Source organism: Natrinema sp. CRL1, from assembly GCF_059162405.1.
The window spans coordinates 790,849-806,463 of sequence record NZ_JBLVOY010000001.1 but is presented as its reverse complement, the minus strand read 5'-3'; the positions used below and the strand labels follow the sequence as shown (position 1 = coordinate 806,463).

Genomic DNA, 15,615 nt, shown 5'->3' with positions numbered 1-15,615 from the left:
TCCAGATTTTTGCAAGCGGTTCGACCGAACGTAGTGAGGGAGGACCCGCAGCAAAAAGGTGGGAACACAACCCTTTTCGACGCCCGGAAGTAGCTAGTGACATGGACGAAAACGCCGTTCGCGACCATCTCAGGACGGTCGAGGATCCGGAACTCGGCGACGATATCGTGTCGCTCGGACTCGTCAACGACATCACCGTCGACGGTGACCAGGTCGATATCGACCTCGCGTTGGGTGCTCCCTACTCACCGACCGAGAGCGACATCGCCGCCGAGGTCCGCGAGGTACTGACCGCCGAGGGCCTCGAGCCGGACCTGACCGCGAGCGTCCCCGATCGCGACGATCTGACCAGCGAGGAACAGGTGCTGCCGAACGTCAAGAACGTCATCGCCGTCGCCTCCGGAAAGGGCGGCGTCGGCAAGTCGACCGTCGCGGTCAACCTCGCCGCCGGGCTCTCGCAGTTGGGTGCCCGCGTCGGTCTCTTCGACGCCGACGTCTACGGACCGAACGTCCCGCGGATGGTCGACGCCGACGAGCCGCCGATGGCGACCGAGGACGAGACGCTCGTGCCGCCGGAGAAATACGGTGTGAAGCTGATGAGCATGGCCTTCCTCACCGGCGAGGACGACCCCGTCATCTGGCGCGGTCCGATGGTCCACAAGGTCATCACCCAGCTCACCGAGGACGTCGAGTGGGGCCACCTTGACTACCTCGTCGTCGACCTCCCGCCGGGGACCGGCGACACCCAGCTGACGATGCTCCAAACCATGCCCGTCACCGGCGCGGTCATCGTCACGACGCCCCAAGACGTCGCCTTGGACGACGCCCGCAAGGGCCTCGAGATGTTCGCCAAACACGACACGGTTGTACTCGGCATCGCCGAGAACATGTCGACCTTCGCCTGTCCCGACTGCGGCGGCGAACACGACATCTTCGGCTCCGGCGGCGGCGAGGAGTTTGCCGAAGAGCACGAACTGCCCTTCCTCGGCTCGATCCCGCTCGATCCGGCCGTCCGCGAGGGCGGCGACGGTGGCAAGCCGACGGTCCTCAAAGACGCGGACGGGACCAGCGACGCCCTGCGGACGATCACCGAGAACGTCGCCAACAACACCGGGATCGTCCACCGACAGGGGATCTCCCAGACCCGGCGCAGCGAGGCCGCCTCGCCCGACCGATGAGTTCCGGCCGCGACGACGGCGGGGAAGAAATCGCCGGCGGCGACGACGGGTTCGATCCCGATCCCGAGCGCGTCGAGCGCCTCCGCGAGATCGCCGACGACGTTCGCGGCGAGACCAGCGAGAGTAAACAGCTCGCCAACATCCTGTATCGGACCAGCGATCTCTACGACGAGAGTGAGGAGACCTCGCCCGAAGAGATCGTCCGCAACGTCAAATTCATTCTCGAGGTCAACGACCGCGGCGGCCTCGGTCGCTGAGTTCGCCATCGAATCGCTCTGTCCTATTCTCTCCGACCGCAGAGCAGACCGAGCGCGTCGCTTTTGGGGCTGCCACGCGAGAGACGAATGTGGACGCGAACCAACGGTCTCGAGCGAACCCCTACGGCATGGACGAGGAGTGTACGAACTGTCCAGCACTCTGTGAGACGCGGACACAGGTCGTCCACGGCTACGGCGACGTCGGCGCGGACTTCCTGTTCGTCGGCGAGCGCCCGACTGCACGCGCGGACGAGACTGGCGTCCCCTTCGCCGGGGAGGGCGGTAACGACGGCGACGGCGGGCTGCGACGTATGCTCGAGCGGCTGGGTCTCTGTGACGTGACCGCGCCGGCCGACGACCCCGAACTCGAGAACGTCTATCTGACGAATCTCACCCGCTGTCGCGATCCCGATCGACAGCCGACCGACGAGGAGATCGGCAACTGCGACCCCTATCTCAACGCGGAAATCCGGATGATCAACCCCGAAATCCTCGTTCCCGTCGGCGAGCGCGCACTGGTCGAACTCGGCACGGAGTACACGACGACGCCGGTCGAGGACCTCGCGCTGCCCGACGACCACGCCGAGCGGATCCGCGGCCGCGGGTTCGAACTCGTCCCGATGATCGACCCACGCGAGCAGACCGACGCGCAGATCCAGGCGTGGCTCGAGGGCTTCGCGGAACTGATGGCGACGGACTATCGACAGACGAAGGGACGGCAAAATCGGTGAGAACAGCGGCGGACAGTTACCAGTAGGGGTTCTCGCGCCAGCGCCTCGAGCCGACGCCAGAGGCGATCAGGCCGCCGAGTGCGAGGGCCGTGACGGCGAGTACGCCGATCGTCGGTGCGAGGAAGTCGCCGGGCGAATCGATCAGGTAGCCAGTACCGAATCCGTACGCGCCGAAGACCGCCAGTGCGGCGACCACGAGCGTCGCGAACAGGCCGGCGATCGAGCGTTCGTCCATACCCGCTCGAAGGCGCTGCTCCGTTATAATTCACCTTCATTTTCGTCTGACTTGATTTCCAGAGGCCGAGAACGCCGCGTTCAAGGACCGCGGCCGCGGACTATCTGCTATGATCGTCGTCGTTCCGGTCGACCCGCCGCGGGACGGGCTCGTTCTTTCCTCGCTCGTCGACCAGACGCCGCTGACCGACGCCGAGGCGCGCTCGCTCTACGAGGCCACTGTCGCCGACGTCTGCTGGGCCGTCGCAGGGAGCGGCGGCGACCTCCTGATCAACTACCGGGACACCGAGACGCTGCCCGAGGCACACGCCGACGGTGACCCCGAGGCCGAGGTTCGGGCACTCGTCCTCGACGCGCTCGGCGAGGATGCAGCGGTCCGGTTCGAACGACAGGTCGGCTCGAGTCGATCGGCTCGCGTCGGAAACACCATCACGCACCTACTCGAGCAGGAAGGAGCCCAGAGCGTCGGGGTGCTCGAGCCGACGGTGCCGCTGGTGAACCGAACCGAAATCGACGGCGCGGCGATGTCGCTGCGCCGCCACGAGGTCGTCCTCGGGCCGTCCGACGAGGGGGGCGTCTACTTCGGGGGCTTTGCGGAGCCGATCGATTTCACCGACGCCTACGCCACACCGGCGCTCTCGACGATGAGCCGCCGTGCGACCGAGGGCGGGCTCGGTGTCGGCTTCGCGCCGATGCTCCCGACCGTGGCGACGCCGGCCGGGCTTCGGGCGACCATCGCCGGGCTCGAGGCCCGACAGGCGGCCGAGCGGCCGGATGCGCAAGCGACGGCGGCGCTGGTCGACGAACTGGGGCTGACGCTTGGGGACGACGGCGGCCTCGAGCGCGAGTAGACCGACAACCCTTTTTGAACGTGTGGCAAAGCGGGTGGTGAGGTGGGGTGGCAGAGCGGCCCAACGCGCCTGCCTTGAGAGCAGGTGGCTGTCAAGCCTCATGGGTTCAAATCCCATCCCCACCGTCTTCTCACGAGCACTATACGACGAGCACCGCGAGGAGTATCGCGAGTGAGAAGACGACACGTTGGGATTTGAATCAGGGAGTGAAACGAGCGCAGCGAGTGGAACGACCGTGGTTCAAATCCCATCCCCACTGTTATTGTCGCGAATAACGCCGTGAGCGACGCAACCGAGATCATTCTCGAGAGAGGGAAAGCGATCAGACCGAAAGCCGTGTAGACAGAGATGAGCCAAAAGAGCGGCTGTCTCGAGAAACCGAACAAACCAGTTCTCGACTACGCGAACGGGAACAGTGTCGAGAGCAGCAGACTCGTGAGCAGCCCGGAGATGGAGATGATCGTCGTCAGCACGGTCCACGTCTTGAGCGTCTCGGCCTGCGTGAGCCCGCCGATCTCCTTTACCAGCCAGAAGCCGGAGTCGTTGTACCACGAGAAGATGTTAGCGCCCGCGCCGATTACCATCACGAGGTAAGCCGCGTGGACCTCGAGCTGGCCGGTAAGCGGGGCCATGATGCCGGCGGCGGTGAGCATCGCGGCCGTCGCCGATCCCTGCGCGATGCGGACGATCGCGGCGATGAGCCACGCGGTGACCAGCAGGCCGATACCGACGCCCTGGAGCGCACCCGCGAGGTAGTCGCCGATTCCGGAGGCGGCGAGGAGTGCACCGAAGGCACCGCCGGCGGCGGTGATCGCCGCGATGTTCCCGCCGCTTTTCAGCGCCTCGGTGAGTTCGTCGGCCCACTCGTTGTGGGAGAGGTCGTTGTGCCGCATGAAGGTGTACGCCGCGGCGAGGGCAGCGATCGTGAGCGCGACGTTCTTGTCGCCGAGGAAGGCGGCGATCGGCTCGATGGCCGCGAGCGCGGGCACGACTTCTTGGAACCCGTCGACGACGGTCAGCGACGCGATGAGGACGACAGCCAGAATAATCGGAGCCGCGGACTCGAGCATGCCCGGGAGGGAACTCGTCGGTTTGTCGGCGACGGACTCGAGTTCCTCGGTCGTCGTGGACATCGTGTCCCGAAGCGGGATGTCGAGTCTGGCGTTGAGCCACCGTCCGTAGACGAGGCCGGCGATAATCGCCGCCGGGATCGCGGTCGTGATTCCGATGGCGATCGTCATCCCCAGATCGGTCTCGAGTTCGGCCGCGACGGCAAGCGGTCCGGGCGTCGGGGGGACGAAGACGTGCGTGGTCGCCGCGCCGGCCCCGACGACGACGATGAAGAGGGTGTAGTCCCGACCGACGCGGGCGCGCATCGATCGTGCGAGGGGGGCCATGAGGTAGAAGACGCTGTCGAAGAAGACGGGGACGGCGAGGAAGGAACTACTGCCGAGTAGGGAGATGTCCGAATTGGACTCGCCGAGGAGGTTCTGAAAGCTCCGGACGATCCGCTGGGCCGCCCCACTCTCGAGCATCGATTTGCCGATGACTGCGGCCATCAGGATCGGGATCCCGATCCCGGCCATGTTGTCGCCGAACGCGGTCGCGACTCGAGAACCGGCATCTGCCGCGCCGAAGTCGGCGAGAAAGACCGTGTTGACGACGCCGACGGTGAACGCGGCCATGACCAATCCGATAAAGGCCGGGAGGTCGAGCCAGACGAGCAACGCGATGACTGCGAGCAGCCCGATGACGAACGTAATTAACGGACTATGCGCGAACTCTACCGCCTGGAGCGGTATATATGCCATACGTGAATCGTACCCAACCTTCACCCATTGTTAATGTTTACGATCATAGTAAATTATTGTATTCTGTCTGTCAGAAGTGATAGAAAGTCATTTCGGCGATAGAGACACGGAATCGTCACTATTGGCGGAGAACGCCGTAAACGATGATCGTCTCAGGTACCGATCCCCGACGACGAAAAACGAAATCGATCGGTCAGCGATGCAGTTCGGGTCGATCGATCAGCGGTACGATAGCTCGAGGTCGCGCGCTCGGTCGAGCAGGGCTGCGTCGTAGTAGTCCTCGGTCTGTGCGGGGCGGATGTCGTCGATCGCGCGGACCTGCTGGACCGTGTTGCGGAAGTTCTTGAACGTGGCCTCGTCGACCATCTGGCCGTCGAGGGTGACCGCGCCAGTCCCCTCGCGTTTGGCCTCGTTGAAGCGCTCGATCTTGTGGACGTCACGCTCGAGTTCCTCGGGCGTGGGCATGTGGACGGTGTTGGCCTGGACCGTCTGTTTGGGGTACAGCGACCACGAGCCGTCGAGGCCGAGTTGGGCTTCGTGTTCGACTTGGTCGGCGTACTCGTCGGCGTTGTAGTAGGTCAGGCCGGCGCGTTCCTTGAACAGGTCGTCGAAGGGGCCGCCAATCGAGAGCAGGTCGCCGGCGCTGGCCTCGTTCGAGAGGGCCTCGAGCAGGCCGTCCCAGCGGGGCATGCCGTCGCCGAGGTCGCGGCCGCCGAGTTCGGCGGCGTAGTCGACGGGGCCGAAGACGAGCGCGGTGAGTCGGGAGTCTTCGCCGAACTTGGAGATCTCGCGCAGGTCCGAGCGGGCGCGGCCGCTTTCGATGATGATCGAGAGGCCGATCGAGCCGTCGTCGTAGCCGTGTTCGGCTTCCGCTTCGGCGACGACCTCGGCGGCGCGTTGCACGTCTTCCAAGCGGCCGACTTTGGGGACGACGACGCCGTCGATCTCGTCGCCGAGTTCGCCGACGAGGCGGTCGATCTGATTGCGCCCTTTCTCGCGGTACTCCTCGTCCTCGTAGCTCCACTCGACGCGGGGCCAGATTTCGCCGGGGAACTCGTACTGGGGCACCTTTGCGATCGTGTTCTCGAGACCCTCGGCTTTCATGTCCGGCGCTGTGCCGTCTTCCATGTCGGGGACGAGCCAGTCGGGGGCCTGGAAGCCCTCTGCCTCGAGCGCGGAGGTCAGGTACTTCGCCGAGTCGTCTTTCGGAACGGCGGCCGGTGCAGTCTGGAACGTGCGGCAGAGTCGAATGTCTTCGCTCATGTGTCTGTGGTCGTGTTGGTTTCTGAATTCGCGGGTAGCTGTCGGTCGGTTCTGCTGTGCGTTCTCTCAGTTCGGTCGCGTTCGGATCTCGGCGGTTCGGGTCCCCGAGTAGACCGGTTCGTCGTCCTGATTGAACGCAATGTGTTCGAAGGTGACGGTACCGGCCTCGTCGCTCGAGGCCTCATCGTCGGCCTCGAGTACGCGAGTGAACGCGTAGACGGTGTCGCCCACCGCCACGAACGTGTGGAACGATTCGTCGTCGAAGCCGACCTCGCGCCAGGTCCGCTCGTCCGAGCGGGCATGACCCAGCGCCGTCGATCGGGTTACGTCGCCGTAGGTGACGATATCGCCCGACGGCGAGTCGGCCATTACGTCGACGTTGTGGTGTTGTTTGGCCGTGTTGAGCGTCGCCAACGGCAGGGAGGCGACGGTCACGTCGTCCTGCGTGCGACCCCGCTCGTGGCGGTAGGCGACGGCCGCATTCTCGTCGTCGGCCCGCTCGAGGGCGTCGACGAAATCTTCGAAGTAGCCGCCTTCGGGCGCGATGAACTCGTCCGGGAGTTCGGGTTCGTCGTCTTCATTCTCCGTGGCCGCAGCGCCGCTCCCGTCCGTCGCCACGGGCTCGCGGCGCGGAATCATGTTCGTGCGCTCGTAGGAACAGAGCACGTCGCCGGTATCGGCGTCTTTCCCGCGGGTCCGCCACGAGACGATGCCGTACTCGGGTCGGGAACTCGAGGTCGCGCAGTTGACGACCTCGCTCTCGACGTGGAGTTCGGTGCCGGCGTAGACCGGCGTTCCGGGGAACCGCACGTCGGTGCGGCCGAGGAAGTAACCCCCCTTCTCGCTCAGATCCTCGACGGTGATGCCGAGGGTGGCGGCGGTGAGGTAATCCGGGTGGATCGGCGACTCCTCGAACCCGCGTGCCGCCGCGGCGTCGCTCCGCCAGTAGGCGGGGTCGTGATTGAGCGTCTGGCTCATCCACTGTTCGTTGCCCCACTCGGTGAGGGTGAGTCCGGGGTCGTGCTCGACGAGATCGCCCTCCGCGAAGTCCTCGAAGCAGTTGCCCTTCTCCTTGGTCTCGGCTCGCTCGAGCGCCTGTGCGAACGTCTCTGGGTCCGTCCAGTCAGTCATCTGCGGTCACCTCATCGGTCTCGGTCCGCTGGCGATCCCGCTCGCGACGGGCGATGGTCCGTCGCATCTCGTTTTCGACGATCATGTACCCCTCGTCGAAGCCCATCCCGGGCTTTGCGAGCACCTGCGCAGCGTTGGTCGCGAGCGCGACGTGGGCGCAGGCCCGCGCGGAGGTTTCCGTCTCGTTGCAGGTGCCGCCGAGGTAGGCCCGCGTTTCGGTCCCCTCGCAGTAGCGAACCGCCTGTCCGCTGCGGTGGATCCCCCCGAGGTCGGGCGTCTTGACCTGCACGAGGTCGGCCGCTTCGGCGTCGACGAACGCCCGCACGTCCTCGAAGGTGTTACACCACTCGTCGGCCACGATATCGACGCCGACGCCGGCGTCGGCCAGTCCCTCGCGGAGTTCGACCATCGCGTCGATCTGGGCCGCGCGGTCGCCGGCGTCCATCGGTCCCTCGATCTGGATCGGGTAGGGCGCGGCGGCTTCCTCGAGCGCGGCGAAGTAGTCGACGACCTCGTTGCGGTCGTAAGGCGCGCCGAAGATCTCGCCGATCATGCCGTAGACGTCGATGTGGAACCGTGGCTCGTAGCCCTCGGGGCCGAGTTCCTGCGAGCGCTCGACGAGCCACTCGACGTACTCGAGCAGAACCGAGCCGTCCTCGCCGATCTTCTCGACGCTGTTGATCAGCGCGTGGGGCAGGACGGGAACGCCCTTGACGAACATCTTTTCCGTGTTGGTGTAGCGATCGTCGCCGGACTGGCCGAAGACCGGCACCGGCTCCGTCGCGGGCTCGGTGCCGAAGGCGTCGGCAATGACGTCCGTCTTCGTCGTGTTCTCGGCTTCGGCGGCTGCGCCGAGCAGCGCCTGCGAGACCCCGTAGCGGATCGCCGTGTGAAGGCGGTCGCCAGCACCAGACGCGTTCGCGTCTGGTTGGCTCGAGGAAGCTTCGCTTCCTCGAACGTCGACTTTCATCTCCTCGAGCAGTTCGGCGTTGTCGAGGAACTCGGTGGCGTCGCGGCCCTCGAGTTGGTCGGCGATGGGGCCCTCGATGACGGGGGCGTACTCGTCGGCCTGGAAGAGCGGGTCGCGCCCGCCGGCACCGGAGTACTGGACCGCGGCGCAGTCGCCCCGCACCACGGTGCCGTCGGCGAGTTCGATGTCGACGATGATCGTCTCGCCGGCCTGGCGAATGTTGTCGAAGCCGTCGGTGACGGGCTCGCCCTCGTAGGTGAAGCCGTCGTGTTCGGCACCTTGCTTGATCGCGCGCTGGTCGTCGAAGAAGAACCCGGAATAACCGGGCGTGGCGTGTATTCCTGTGATTTGCATCTCAAACGTCACCCTGTGGTCGGCCGATGAGTTTCCCGTCGCTGATCGCGTCGACGTCGTCTGCGACCATGCGGAACGACTGGTCGCGGCCCTCGGTGTCGGCGCGTTGGGACAGTCTGGCCTTGTGAATCTCCTTGATGTCGTCGTCCATCGCGAGGTCGGCCCACTCGAAGATTCGGACGCGACCGTCGTCGTCCCGCGCGGGCAGGACAGCGCCCCGTGCGCTGTCACTGGGTGCGAACGGCACGTCGAGCGCGCCGGAGTCGAAGGCCTTGAGCGTTCCCTGGACGACATCGCCGTCACCGTGCTCGAAGATGGTGTCCATCAGACACCGGGTCTCGCGCTCGATGAGGTCCTGTTCCTCCTCGATACCGTCGATGTCGATTTTCTGCTCGATCGCCATGTCGATGACCTGTCGTGTCGTGCGCAGGCCGGCCGAATTGGCCTCCTTGGTCGGCACCCCTTGGAACTCCTGTGGGGACTTGGTGATAACCTTGTCCGGCTGTGCGATGGCGGCGGTCATGCCGCCGAGGCTGATGACGCCGTTGGCGCGAGCCTCGTCCGGCGGGAAGCCGCCCATCCACTCGTGGAAAACGGTCGTGACGACGACCTCGTCGGGCAGATACTCGTTGCCGAGTTTCTTCAGGGCGTTCAGAGCGGCCACGTCCTGGACGACGTTGCCGACCTGGCCGTAGCCGAGCGTGATCGAGCGCACGCCCTGCGTGGCCGCGAGTTGGCCCTCGACGATCATAATCGCGATCGCGATCGACGGCGGGACCAAGGTACCGGTCAGCGGCCCGAACGGCTCGCGGTTGATCCGCACGCCGCGCTCGGTGTAGGCCCCCGCCAGCCGGTCGACGAACTGCCACTTCTCGATCGTCTCCTCGAGGCCGTGGCGTTTCGTATACGGGATGTTGTAGGAGATCGGGCCGCCCTCGAAGCTCTGGAAGCCGCCGGCGAAGGTGATCGCCGCCAGCAGCCGGGCATCCGGGGTACCGTGACGGACCTCGATCGGCGCGTCGATCGCGTCGATCAGTTCGCGACAGCCGTCGACGCCGTGGTTCACCGCCGGGAAGCCGTTGAGCGTGTCGTCGCCCGTCTCGATGGCCTTGTCCAGCCCCTGCTGGGCCTTCTCGTACTCATTATCGCGCGTGTACGAGTCGATGGTCGTCGGCAGGAGGTCCGCCTGCCCCTCCTGATGGAGGTATCGCAGCAGTTCGATCTGGTCGTCGAGCCGGGGAACGCCGGCCCGGGGTTGGAGGAGGGGTTTGTCGGCCGACTCGAGGACGTCGGCGAATCGCTTGTGTTCCGGCAGCGATTCGTGGTACTCGATGGCTTCCTCGAAGTCGACGTCTTCGCCCGTCGGCCAGTTCGACCGAATTTCCTCGTCGATACGCCGTAGCTCGTCGGACGGAATCCGTTCGTCTCGTATCATTTAGACATTCAAGAGGTGATCGTCGCTCGCTCCGACTCCGTCGGCGAGATCTGGAGATCCTCTCGGAGCGCGGCGATCGCGTCTTCGGGATCGGTTTCGGAGTCGAAGACGCGGTCGAACCCGAGCTCTCGGAACGTCTTCCGGGTCTGCTCGAAGTCGTCCTGTCCGACGGCGAGGTTGCCGCCGATGTAGCTGACCGCGTCGACGCCCGCGTCCTCGAGGACGCCGTGGAATCCCTGACAGTCCTGCTCGGCGTGGCCGTAGAGCGACGAGACCAGTACAGCCTGTGCGTCGTGGGCTACCGCAGCCTCGGCGAAATCCTCCTGGGAGGTCTGAACGCCGAGGTTCACGACATCAAAGCCGGCTGCACTGAAGGCTTGCTCTAAGATTGTGATGCCAACGACGTGGGCATCGGAGCCGATCACGCCGAGGACGACCGTTTGGGACATCGTGTTCGGAACCATGATGAACTCGGGTATAAACTTAATGATCTTCCATGATAATACTCCTTAAAGATCCTAACAGGGTTTCTATGTCGATCGTTCACAGTCGACGTGGCTCTCGAGAACAACTACATGATCGATGGTAAAGTTTAGGTACTGGTTTCGCAAGGTGGCTACACATATGGGTGCACTCTCGAACCTTCGCGTCGTGGATCTGACCCAGGTGCTGGCTGGGCCGTACTGTACGATGTTGCTCGCCGATCTCGGAGCGGACGTCGTCAAGATCGAACGGCCGGGCGGCGATATGATCCGCTCGAACCCGCCGTTCGTCGACGACCCCGAGGACGAAGCCTACGGCGGCTACTTCCAGAGCGTCAACCGCGGCAAGAAGAGCATCGAACTGGACTTCGGGGAAGAGAAAGACCGCGAGGACTTCCTCTCGCTGGTCGAAGAGGCCGATGTCGTCGTCGAGAACTACCGGTCGGGTACGATGGAGAAGTACGGGCTGGGCTACGAGACGCTCACAGAGTACAACGAGGATCTCATCTACTCCTCGATCCGCGGATTCGGCGACCCGCGGACGGGCGAAACGGACCGGCAGGGCCAGCCTTCGTTCGACCTCATCGCGCAGGCGCTGGGCGGCGTCATGGAGACCACCGGCCAGCCCGACGGCCCGCCGACGAAGACCGGCCCCGGCGTCGGCGACCTCTTTACCGCCACGCTAAACTGTATCGGGATTTTGGCGGCGGTCAACCACCGCGAACAGACCGACGAGGGCCAGTACGTCGACACCGCGATGTACGACTCGATGCTCAGTTTCACCGAACGCGCGATCTACCAGCAGTCCTACACCGGCGAGGCCCCCACCCGCCGGGGCAACTCCCACCCGACGCTGTTCCCCTACGACGCCTTCGAAACCGCCGACGGCTACGCCGTCGTCGCCGCGTTCAACAACAACCACTGGGCCGAACTCTGCGACGTGATGAACCGGGAGGACCTCGCCGAGGAGTACCCCACGACCCCCGAACGACTCGAGCACCGCGAGGCCCTCCGCGAGGAACTCGCCGCGTGGGCCGTCGAACAGACCAACGACGAGCTCGTCGGTGCGCTCGAGGGCCGGGTGCCCGCCGCCCCGGTCCAGACCACCGAGGAAATCTTCGACGATCCACACGTCGCGGCTCGAGACATGCTCGTGCCCGTCGAACAGCCCGGAGCCGACAGGGACGTCGAGATCGCGGGCACCCCGATCAAGATGAGCGAGACGAACCCCGAACCGCGCGGTCGCGCGCCCCTGTTGGACGAGCACCGCGAGGAAGTGCTCGGTGAGGATGTAGACGCCGAGGCGGCCGACGACTGATACGGTTTACTGTACGTCATTTCCGGCGCAATCGCCGCCCGGGTCACGGTTGCGCCGGTAAATCGGTACAGCAATCCGTATGAGTCAGGCGACGCTGTCGGACCGTCCGTGCGCGAATTCGAATCGCTTCTCCGGGTACTATCTCGACGAGCGGATTCAGGAACGGGACGAGTGGGACTGTGACGAGGCTGCACACGATGCGATGGACCGGCTGCAGTCGTTGTACGAACTCGAGTCGGGACTCGTCGACGGCTTCACTACCCGTATCGAAATACTCGAGCCCCGCTTACGGACCGACCGATCGACGGACGACGGTTGACTGGTGGTGTGGTGGTCGTGATCGACACGCCGATCGGCCGGCTGCCCGCCGGGGCTCGAGTCCGAGCCCTGACCTACTCCTCGCGCTCGAGCAGTCCGGGCGGTACCGAACAGCCACACGGGCCCGCGATGCCGGTGTGGGGACCGGAGACGGTCACGGTCGTGACGGGCTCGCCACAGCGGGGACAGTCGGGCAGCGACGACGAGTCGGCGTCGGGACTCGAGTCAGTGTCGCCGCTCGAGTCGATATCGCTACGCATCGCGAGCACGCCTCGCATCCATCTGCAGCGCCGATTGAGGTTGTGTCATGCGATTCGACGGTCGTGCGGGATGTTTATATCCCGGTAGAATGTACGCAATCATGGCTTCGATCCGCGCGGATGGAAGCCGAGTCTCGGGTGGTTCCAGCACCCGGGACGTTTCAATCGCGTCCCCCGATTCTGGAGATCGGCTTCCGTTCTATGCGTTGACTTGTTGTAACTTATATCTACTGTAAAGAGCGTGAAAGAGACGCCGATCGAGTCGACTGCGAGCGGCGACCGCGCGACCTCGAGTCGGAGAGCGGCGGACTCGTGCCGGCAGCGACTGCCAGTGCTCTTGCGAGCGAGCGAGCGCGCGCTCGCGCCGCGGGTCTGGGGCGGTCGCGGACCGCGCTATCGTTCGATATCGGGATCGGACTGCACCGACCGCTGTGGTCCGGCGTCCGAAACCGAGACCGTGCCGTCGCCGCTGACGGTAATCTCGTAGCCGTTGTACTCGAAGGAGACGCGGACGGAATTGGCGTCGCCGTCTACCGACGATACGAGCGCGTTTACCGCCTCGGGATCGATCACGTCGTACAGCGGCGGGTGGAGTTCCGTCGGCGCGACGCCCTCGCGGTCCGCGACTGCGTCCACGATGTGGGTGATGGCCGTCTCGGAGGTCGCCGAACGGGTTGTGTGAGTACTCTCCATTACTCCACTCCAGCCGACCGGGAGGGATAAACCTTCGGTCGGCGTTCAGCGGTTCCTCAATATGTCGGATACAGTCTAGCATCCCGGTATAAGTACCTCATTCTGTTCTCCCCGGAGACAGTATCACTGTCGGCTCCCGAGTAGACGCCGCTATCGAAAACGCAGAGCCGTGACCGCTCGAGACAAGTCCGTCGGGGCGCTTCGATACCCTCGGGCCGCGTCGTCGCCGACCGGCCGATTCGCGACCGCCCTCGAGTGGCCAACGTGCAGTGTCGGCGGCCGGAGCGACGATCGCCGAGAGAGCCGACAGCCGCGGAGAGTAATCCTTTTGCGGGTCCCCTGCACACGTCGGAGTATGAGCAGCAACTGGCCGGTCGATCCCGACGGCGAGGAGGGCAGCGAGGGGATGCGCAAGTACGACATGCGGATCATCGCGGACAAGGTCGACGAGGAGGAGGACTTCCCGATGGACCGCGACGAGTTCGTCGAGGAGTACGGCGACTACCCGATCCGGATCAACCACGAAACCGTCGTCGCGCTCAGCGACATCTTCGACTACGTCGAACCCGCGGAGTTCGAGACGATGGTCGACATGCACAAGGCCGTCGGCGCGGCGATGCGCGCCGGCGACTTCTGGAAATACCACCCGCAGGGCAAGAATCCCGAAAAGAAACACGCGTAACGGGCCACGCTCCGCATCACGAATCTGGATTACGTATCACTTATACGACGGCGTTCGAAAGAGTCGGTCACCGTGACTAACACGCAGGTGACGCTCGTTCAGATCGACAACTACGGGCCGTGGACCGTGACGCCGGAGCCGCGACGGGAAGCAGACCTCCAGACGATGCAGTCTCGGCTGTTCGCGGATATCTCTCAGTTTATCGGCAACCGCGGCGGCTACACGTTCTTCACTCGCTTCGACAACATGATCGCCGTCACGAACGGCTGCTCGCTCGAGGACCACGCGCTCCTCCAGGAATCGGTCGGGAACCGCTATCCAGTGACCCTCAGCCTCGGCGTCGCGACCGGCACGAGCCCGGTCCAGGCGCTCTCCGACGCGACCGAGCGCCTCCAGGAGGCCGGCAGTGCACAGGACAAGAACCGCCGCGAGTGTCTCGAGGGGCGGGTCATCGAGGACGACCACCGGACCGGCGACGACGTCCAGATCGCTCACTTCGACGTGGTCAACGCGACCGGCACCTACACGGACGAACTCAACGCCTTCGACACCTTCATCGAGATCGAGCAGGGCTATGCGGAACTCATGCGCCACATGCGCCACGCCCACGAGAGCCTCTCCTTTTTCGTCGGCGGCGACAACGTCATCGTCGTCTGCCCCGACCTCGCCGAGCCCGATTACGAGGAGGCGATCGCCCACGTCGAGGCGGCAGTCGATGTCGAAATGCAGGTCGGCGTCGGCCGCGGGAAAAGCGCCCACGAGGCCGGCTTCGAGGCCAAACACGCCCTCGAGACCTGCCGGGCCGACGGGACTCGGGTCGAACTCGAGTGGGAAACGGCCTGAGACAGTCTACAGGAAGTCATTGCCGGTGGGACCGTGACCGCCCTGCGGCCCCACCGCTAATCGGTACAGTAAACCGTATGAGTCCCGGATCTATTGGACTTCGCCGTCGTGTTGCTTAAGTGTAGTGGAGGTAGCTTTTAGCCCGTCCGTGGGTTTCATTCACACATGGAATCGGAACTGTCCGTCAGAGACGTGTTGACGACCGATTACGTCGGCGTCAGTGAGTCCGACGCGATCCGCGATGTCGTTCGGCTCATGCGCGAGGAGCGAACGAGTTGTGCGTTAGTCGTCCGCGGCGCGGAGCCGGTCGGTATCGTCACCGAGTGGGACGTGCTCGGGCTCGTTGCCGACGCCAACGACCCGGCCGAAACGACCGTCGGCGACGTCATGACGACGCCGGTCATCACGGTCAGTCCCGACCGGTCGCTCACCGATGTCGCGACCACGATGGCCCGCCAGAACATCCGCAACGTCGTCGTCGAAGCCGGGGACGGTATCGTCGGGTTGGTCACTCAGCGCGATGTCATCGCCGCTGCGGGCTCGTTCCAGGCGACGATGACTCCCGCCCGCTCGAGCGAGCCGCCAGTCGACCGCAAACCCGGGGTCGCCGCCGCGACCGGCGGCGTCTCCGAGGAGGGTGACGCCCAACTGCGGCCCAACGGCGGTGACGAGTACACCACTCAGGGCGTCTGCGAAGCCTGTGGCTCGCTGGCCGATTCGCTGTGGGACGCAAACGGGCAACTGGTCTGTGCGGATTGCCGGACGGTCTGACGGGTAGTCGCCCCCTACAGCGGCATGTCCCGT

Annotated in this window: 17 protein-coding genes, 1 tRNA gene and 1 pseudogene; 10 read left to right on the top strand and 9 right to left on the bottom strand. The window is 64.9% G+C overall.

What is annotated here, in order from left to right:
* Window positions 1-101 precede the first annotated feature (101 nt).
* The 3 genes from ACJYUO_RS04230 to ACJYUO_RS04220 all read left to right on the top strand — a co-directional run bounded on the left by ACJYUO_RS04230 (window position 102) and on the right by ACJYUO_RS04220 (window position 2,166).
* On the top strand, window positions 102-1,178 hold the full coding sequence (locus ACJYUO_RS04230) for an Mrp/NBP35 family ATP-binding protein (protein WP_494344148.1): 1,077 nt from the start codon (window positions 102-104) through the stop codon (window positions 1,176-1,178).
* Window positions 1,175-1,435 carry a DUF7976 family protein gene (locus ACJYUO_RS04225; RefSeq protein WP_494344147.1) on the top strand — a complete coding sequence of 87 codons (261 nt, stop codon included), beginning with the start codon at window positions 1,175-1,177 and terminating at the stop codon, window positions 1,433-1,435. Before ACJYUO_RS04230 ends, ACJYUO_RS04225 begins: the two co-directional genes overlap by 4 nt.
* Before the next feature lie 128 nt (window positions 1,436-1,563).
* Entirely contained in the window at window positions 1,564-2,166 is a 603-nt protein-coding gene (locus ACJYUO_RS04220; protein WP_494344430.1) for a uracil-DNA glycosylase, read from the top strand.
* Window positions 2,167-2,182: 16 nt separating this feature from the next.
* Here ACJYUO_RS04220 and ACJYUO_RS04215 read toward each other — a convergent pair whose 3' ends face one another.
* The gene (locus tag ACJYUO_RS04215; protein ID WP_494344146.1) at window positions 2,183-2,401 is read right to left on the bottom strand and encodes a hypothetical protein; all 219 of its coding nucleotides are present in this window, start codon (window positions 2,399-2,401) and stop codon (window positions 2,183-2,185) included.
* Window positions 2,402-2,510: 109 nt separating this feature from the next.
* Here ACJYUO_RS04215 and ACJYUO_RS04210 point away from each other — a divergent pair, with 109 nt between their 5' ends.
* Both ACJYUO_RS04210 and ACJYUO_RS04205 read left to right on the top strand, forming a co-directional pair.
* Window positions 2,511-3,251 (top strand): DUF2064 domain-containing protein, encoded by a 741-nt coding sequence (locus tag ACJYUO_RS04210; RefSeq protein ID WP_494344145.1) that lies wholly within the window; start codon window positions 2,511-2,513, stop codon window positions 3,249-3,251.
* A 41-nt stretch (window positions 3,252-3,292) separates the two neighbouring features.
* A tRNA-Ser gene (locus tag ACJYUO_RS04205) sits at window positions 3,293-3,376 on the top strand.
* 273 nt (window positions 3,377-3,649) lie between these two features.
* Here the strand turns inward: ACJYUO_RS04205 and ACJYUO_RS04200 are convergent.
* From ACJYUO_RS04200 to glmS, 6 genes are all read right to left on the bottom strand, one after another.
* Entirely contained in the window at window positions 3,650-5,062 is a 1,413-nt protein-coding gene (locus ACJYUO_RS04200; RefSeq protein WP_494344144.1) for a GntP family permease, read from the bottom strand.
* Between the two features lie 219 nt (window positions 5,063-5,281).
* Window positions 5,282-6,325, bottom strand: coding sequence for an L-malyl-CoA/beta-methylmalyl-CoA lyase (gene citE / locus ACJYUO_RS04195; RefSeq protein WP_494344143.1), 1,044 nt, complete (start codon window positions 6,323-6,325; stop codon window positions 5,282-5,284).
* A gap of 66 nt (window positions 6,326-6,391) precedes the next feature.
* Window positions 6,392-7,456 carry a 2-methylfumaryl-CoA hydratase gene (gene mch, locus ACJYUO_RS04190; RefSeq protein WP_494344142.1) on the bottom strand — a complete coding sequence of 355 codons (1,065 nt, stop codon included), beginning with the start codon at window positions 7,454-7,456 and terminating at the stop codon, window positions 6,392-6,394.
* Entirely contained in the window at window positions 7,449-8,780 is a 1,332-nt protein-coding gene (locus ACJYUO_RS04185) for a methylaspartate ammonia-lyase (RefSeq protein ID WP_494344141.1), read from the bottom strand. The genes mch and ACJYUO_RS04185 overlap by 8 nt, the downstream gene beginning before the upstream one ends.
* A 1-nt stretch (window position 8,781) precedes the next feature.
* A complete protein-coding gene (locus tag ACJYUO_RS04180; RefSeq protein WP_494344140.1) occupies window positions 8,782-10,215 on the bottom strand; it encodes a methylaspartate mutase subunit E in 1,434 nt (477 codons plus the stop codon).
* A gap of 8 nt (window positions 10,216-10,223) precedes the next feature.
* Window positions 10,224-10,679 carry a methylaspartate mutase subunit S gene (gene glmS, locus ACJYUO_RS04175; protein WP_494344139.1) on the bottom strand — a complete coding sequence of 152 codons (456 nt, stop codon included), beginning with the start codon at window positions 10,677-10,679 and terminating at the stop codon, window positions 10,224-10,226.
* 160 nt (window positions 10,680-10,839) lie between these two features.
* On the opposite strand from glmS, the gene mct reads away from it, so the two are divergent.
* On the top strand, window positions 10,840-12,015 hold the full coding sequence (gene mct, locus ACJYUO_RS04170) for a succinyl-CoA:mesaconate CoA-transferase (protein ID WP_494344138.1): 1,176 nt from the start codon (window positions 10,840-10,842) through the stop codon (window positions 12,013-12,015).
* A 79-nt stretch (window positions 12,016-12,094) separates the two neighbouring features.
* Window positions 12,095-12,271: pseudogene (locus tag ACJYUO_RS04165) on the top strand (restriction endonuclease); the annotation flags it as partial.
* Window positions 12,272-12,407: 136 nt separating this feature from the next.
* Here the strand turns inward: ACJYUO_RS04165 and ACJYUO_RS04160 are convergent.
* Together ACJYUO_RS04160 and ACJYUO_RS04155 are read right to left on the bottom strand one after the other, a co-directional pair.
* On the bottom strand, window positions 12,408-12,593 hold the full coding sequence (locus tag ACJYUO_RS04160; protein WP_494344137.1) for a hypothetical protein: 186 nt from the start codon (window positions 12,591-12,593) through the stop codon (window positions 12,408-12,410).
* A 393-nt stretch (window positions 12,594-12,986) separates the two neighbouring features.
* Window positions 12,987-13,286 carry a HalOD1 output domain-containing protein gene (locus tag ACJYUO_RS04155; RefSeq protein ID WP_494344136.1) on the bottom strand — a complete coding sequence of 100 codons (300 nt, stop codon included), beginning with the start codon at window positions 13,284-13,286 and terminating at the stop codon, window positions 12,987-12,989.
* A 355-nt stretch (window positions 13,287-13,641) separates the two neighbouring features.
* On the opposite strand from ACJYUO_RS04155, the gene ACJYUO_RS04150 reads away from it, so the two are divergent.
* From ACJYUO_RS04150 to ACJYUO_RS04140, 3 genes are all read left to right on the top strand, one after another.
* A complete protein-coding gene (locus ACJYUO_RS04150) occupies window positions 13,642-13,968 on the top strand; it encodes a DUF5785 family protein (protein ID WP_494344135.1) in 327 nt (108 codons plus the stop codon).
* A gap of 72 nt (window positions 13,969-14,040) precedes the next feature.
* Window positions 14,041-14,811, top strand: coding sequence for a GTP cyclohydrolase III (locus ACJYUO_RS04145; RefSeq protein WP_494344134.1), 771 nt, complete (start codon window positions 14,041-14,043; stop codon window positions 14,809-14,811).
* 165 nt (window positions 14,812-14,976) lie between these two features.
* A complete protein-coding gene (locus ACJYUO_RS04140; protein WP_494344133.1) occupies window positions 14,977-15,582 on the top strand; it encodes a CBS domain-containing protein in 606 nt (201 codons plus the stop codon).
* The last annotated feature ends 33 nt before the right edge of the window (window positions 15,583-15,615 follow it).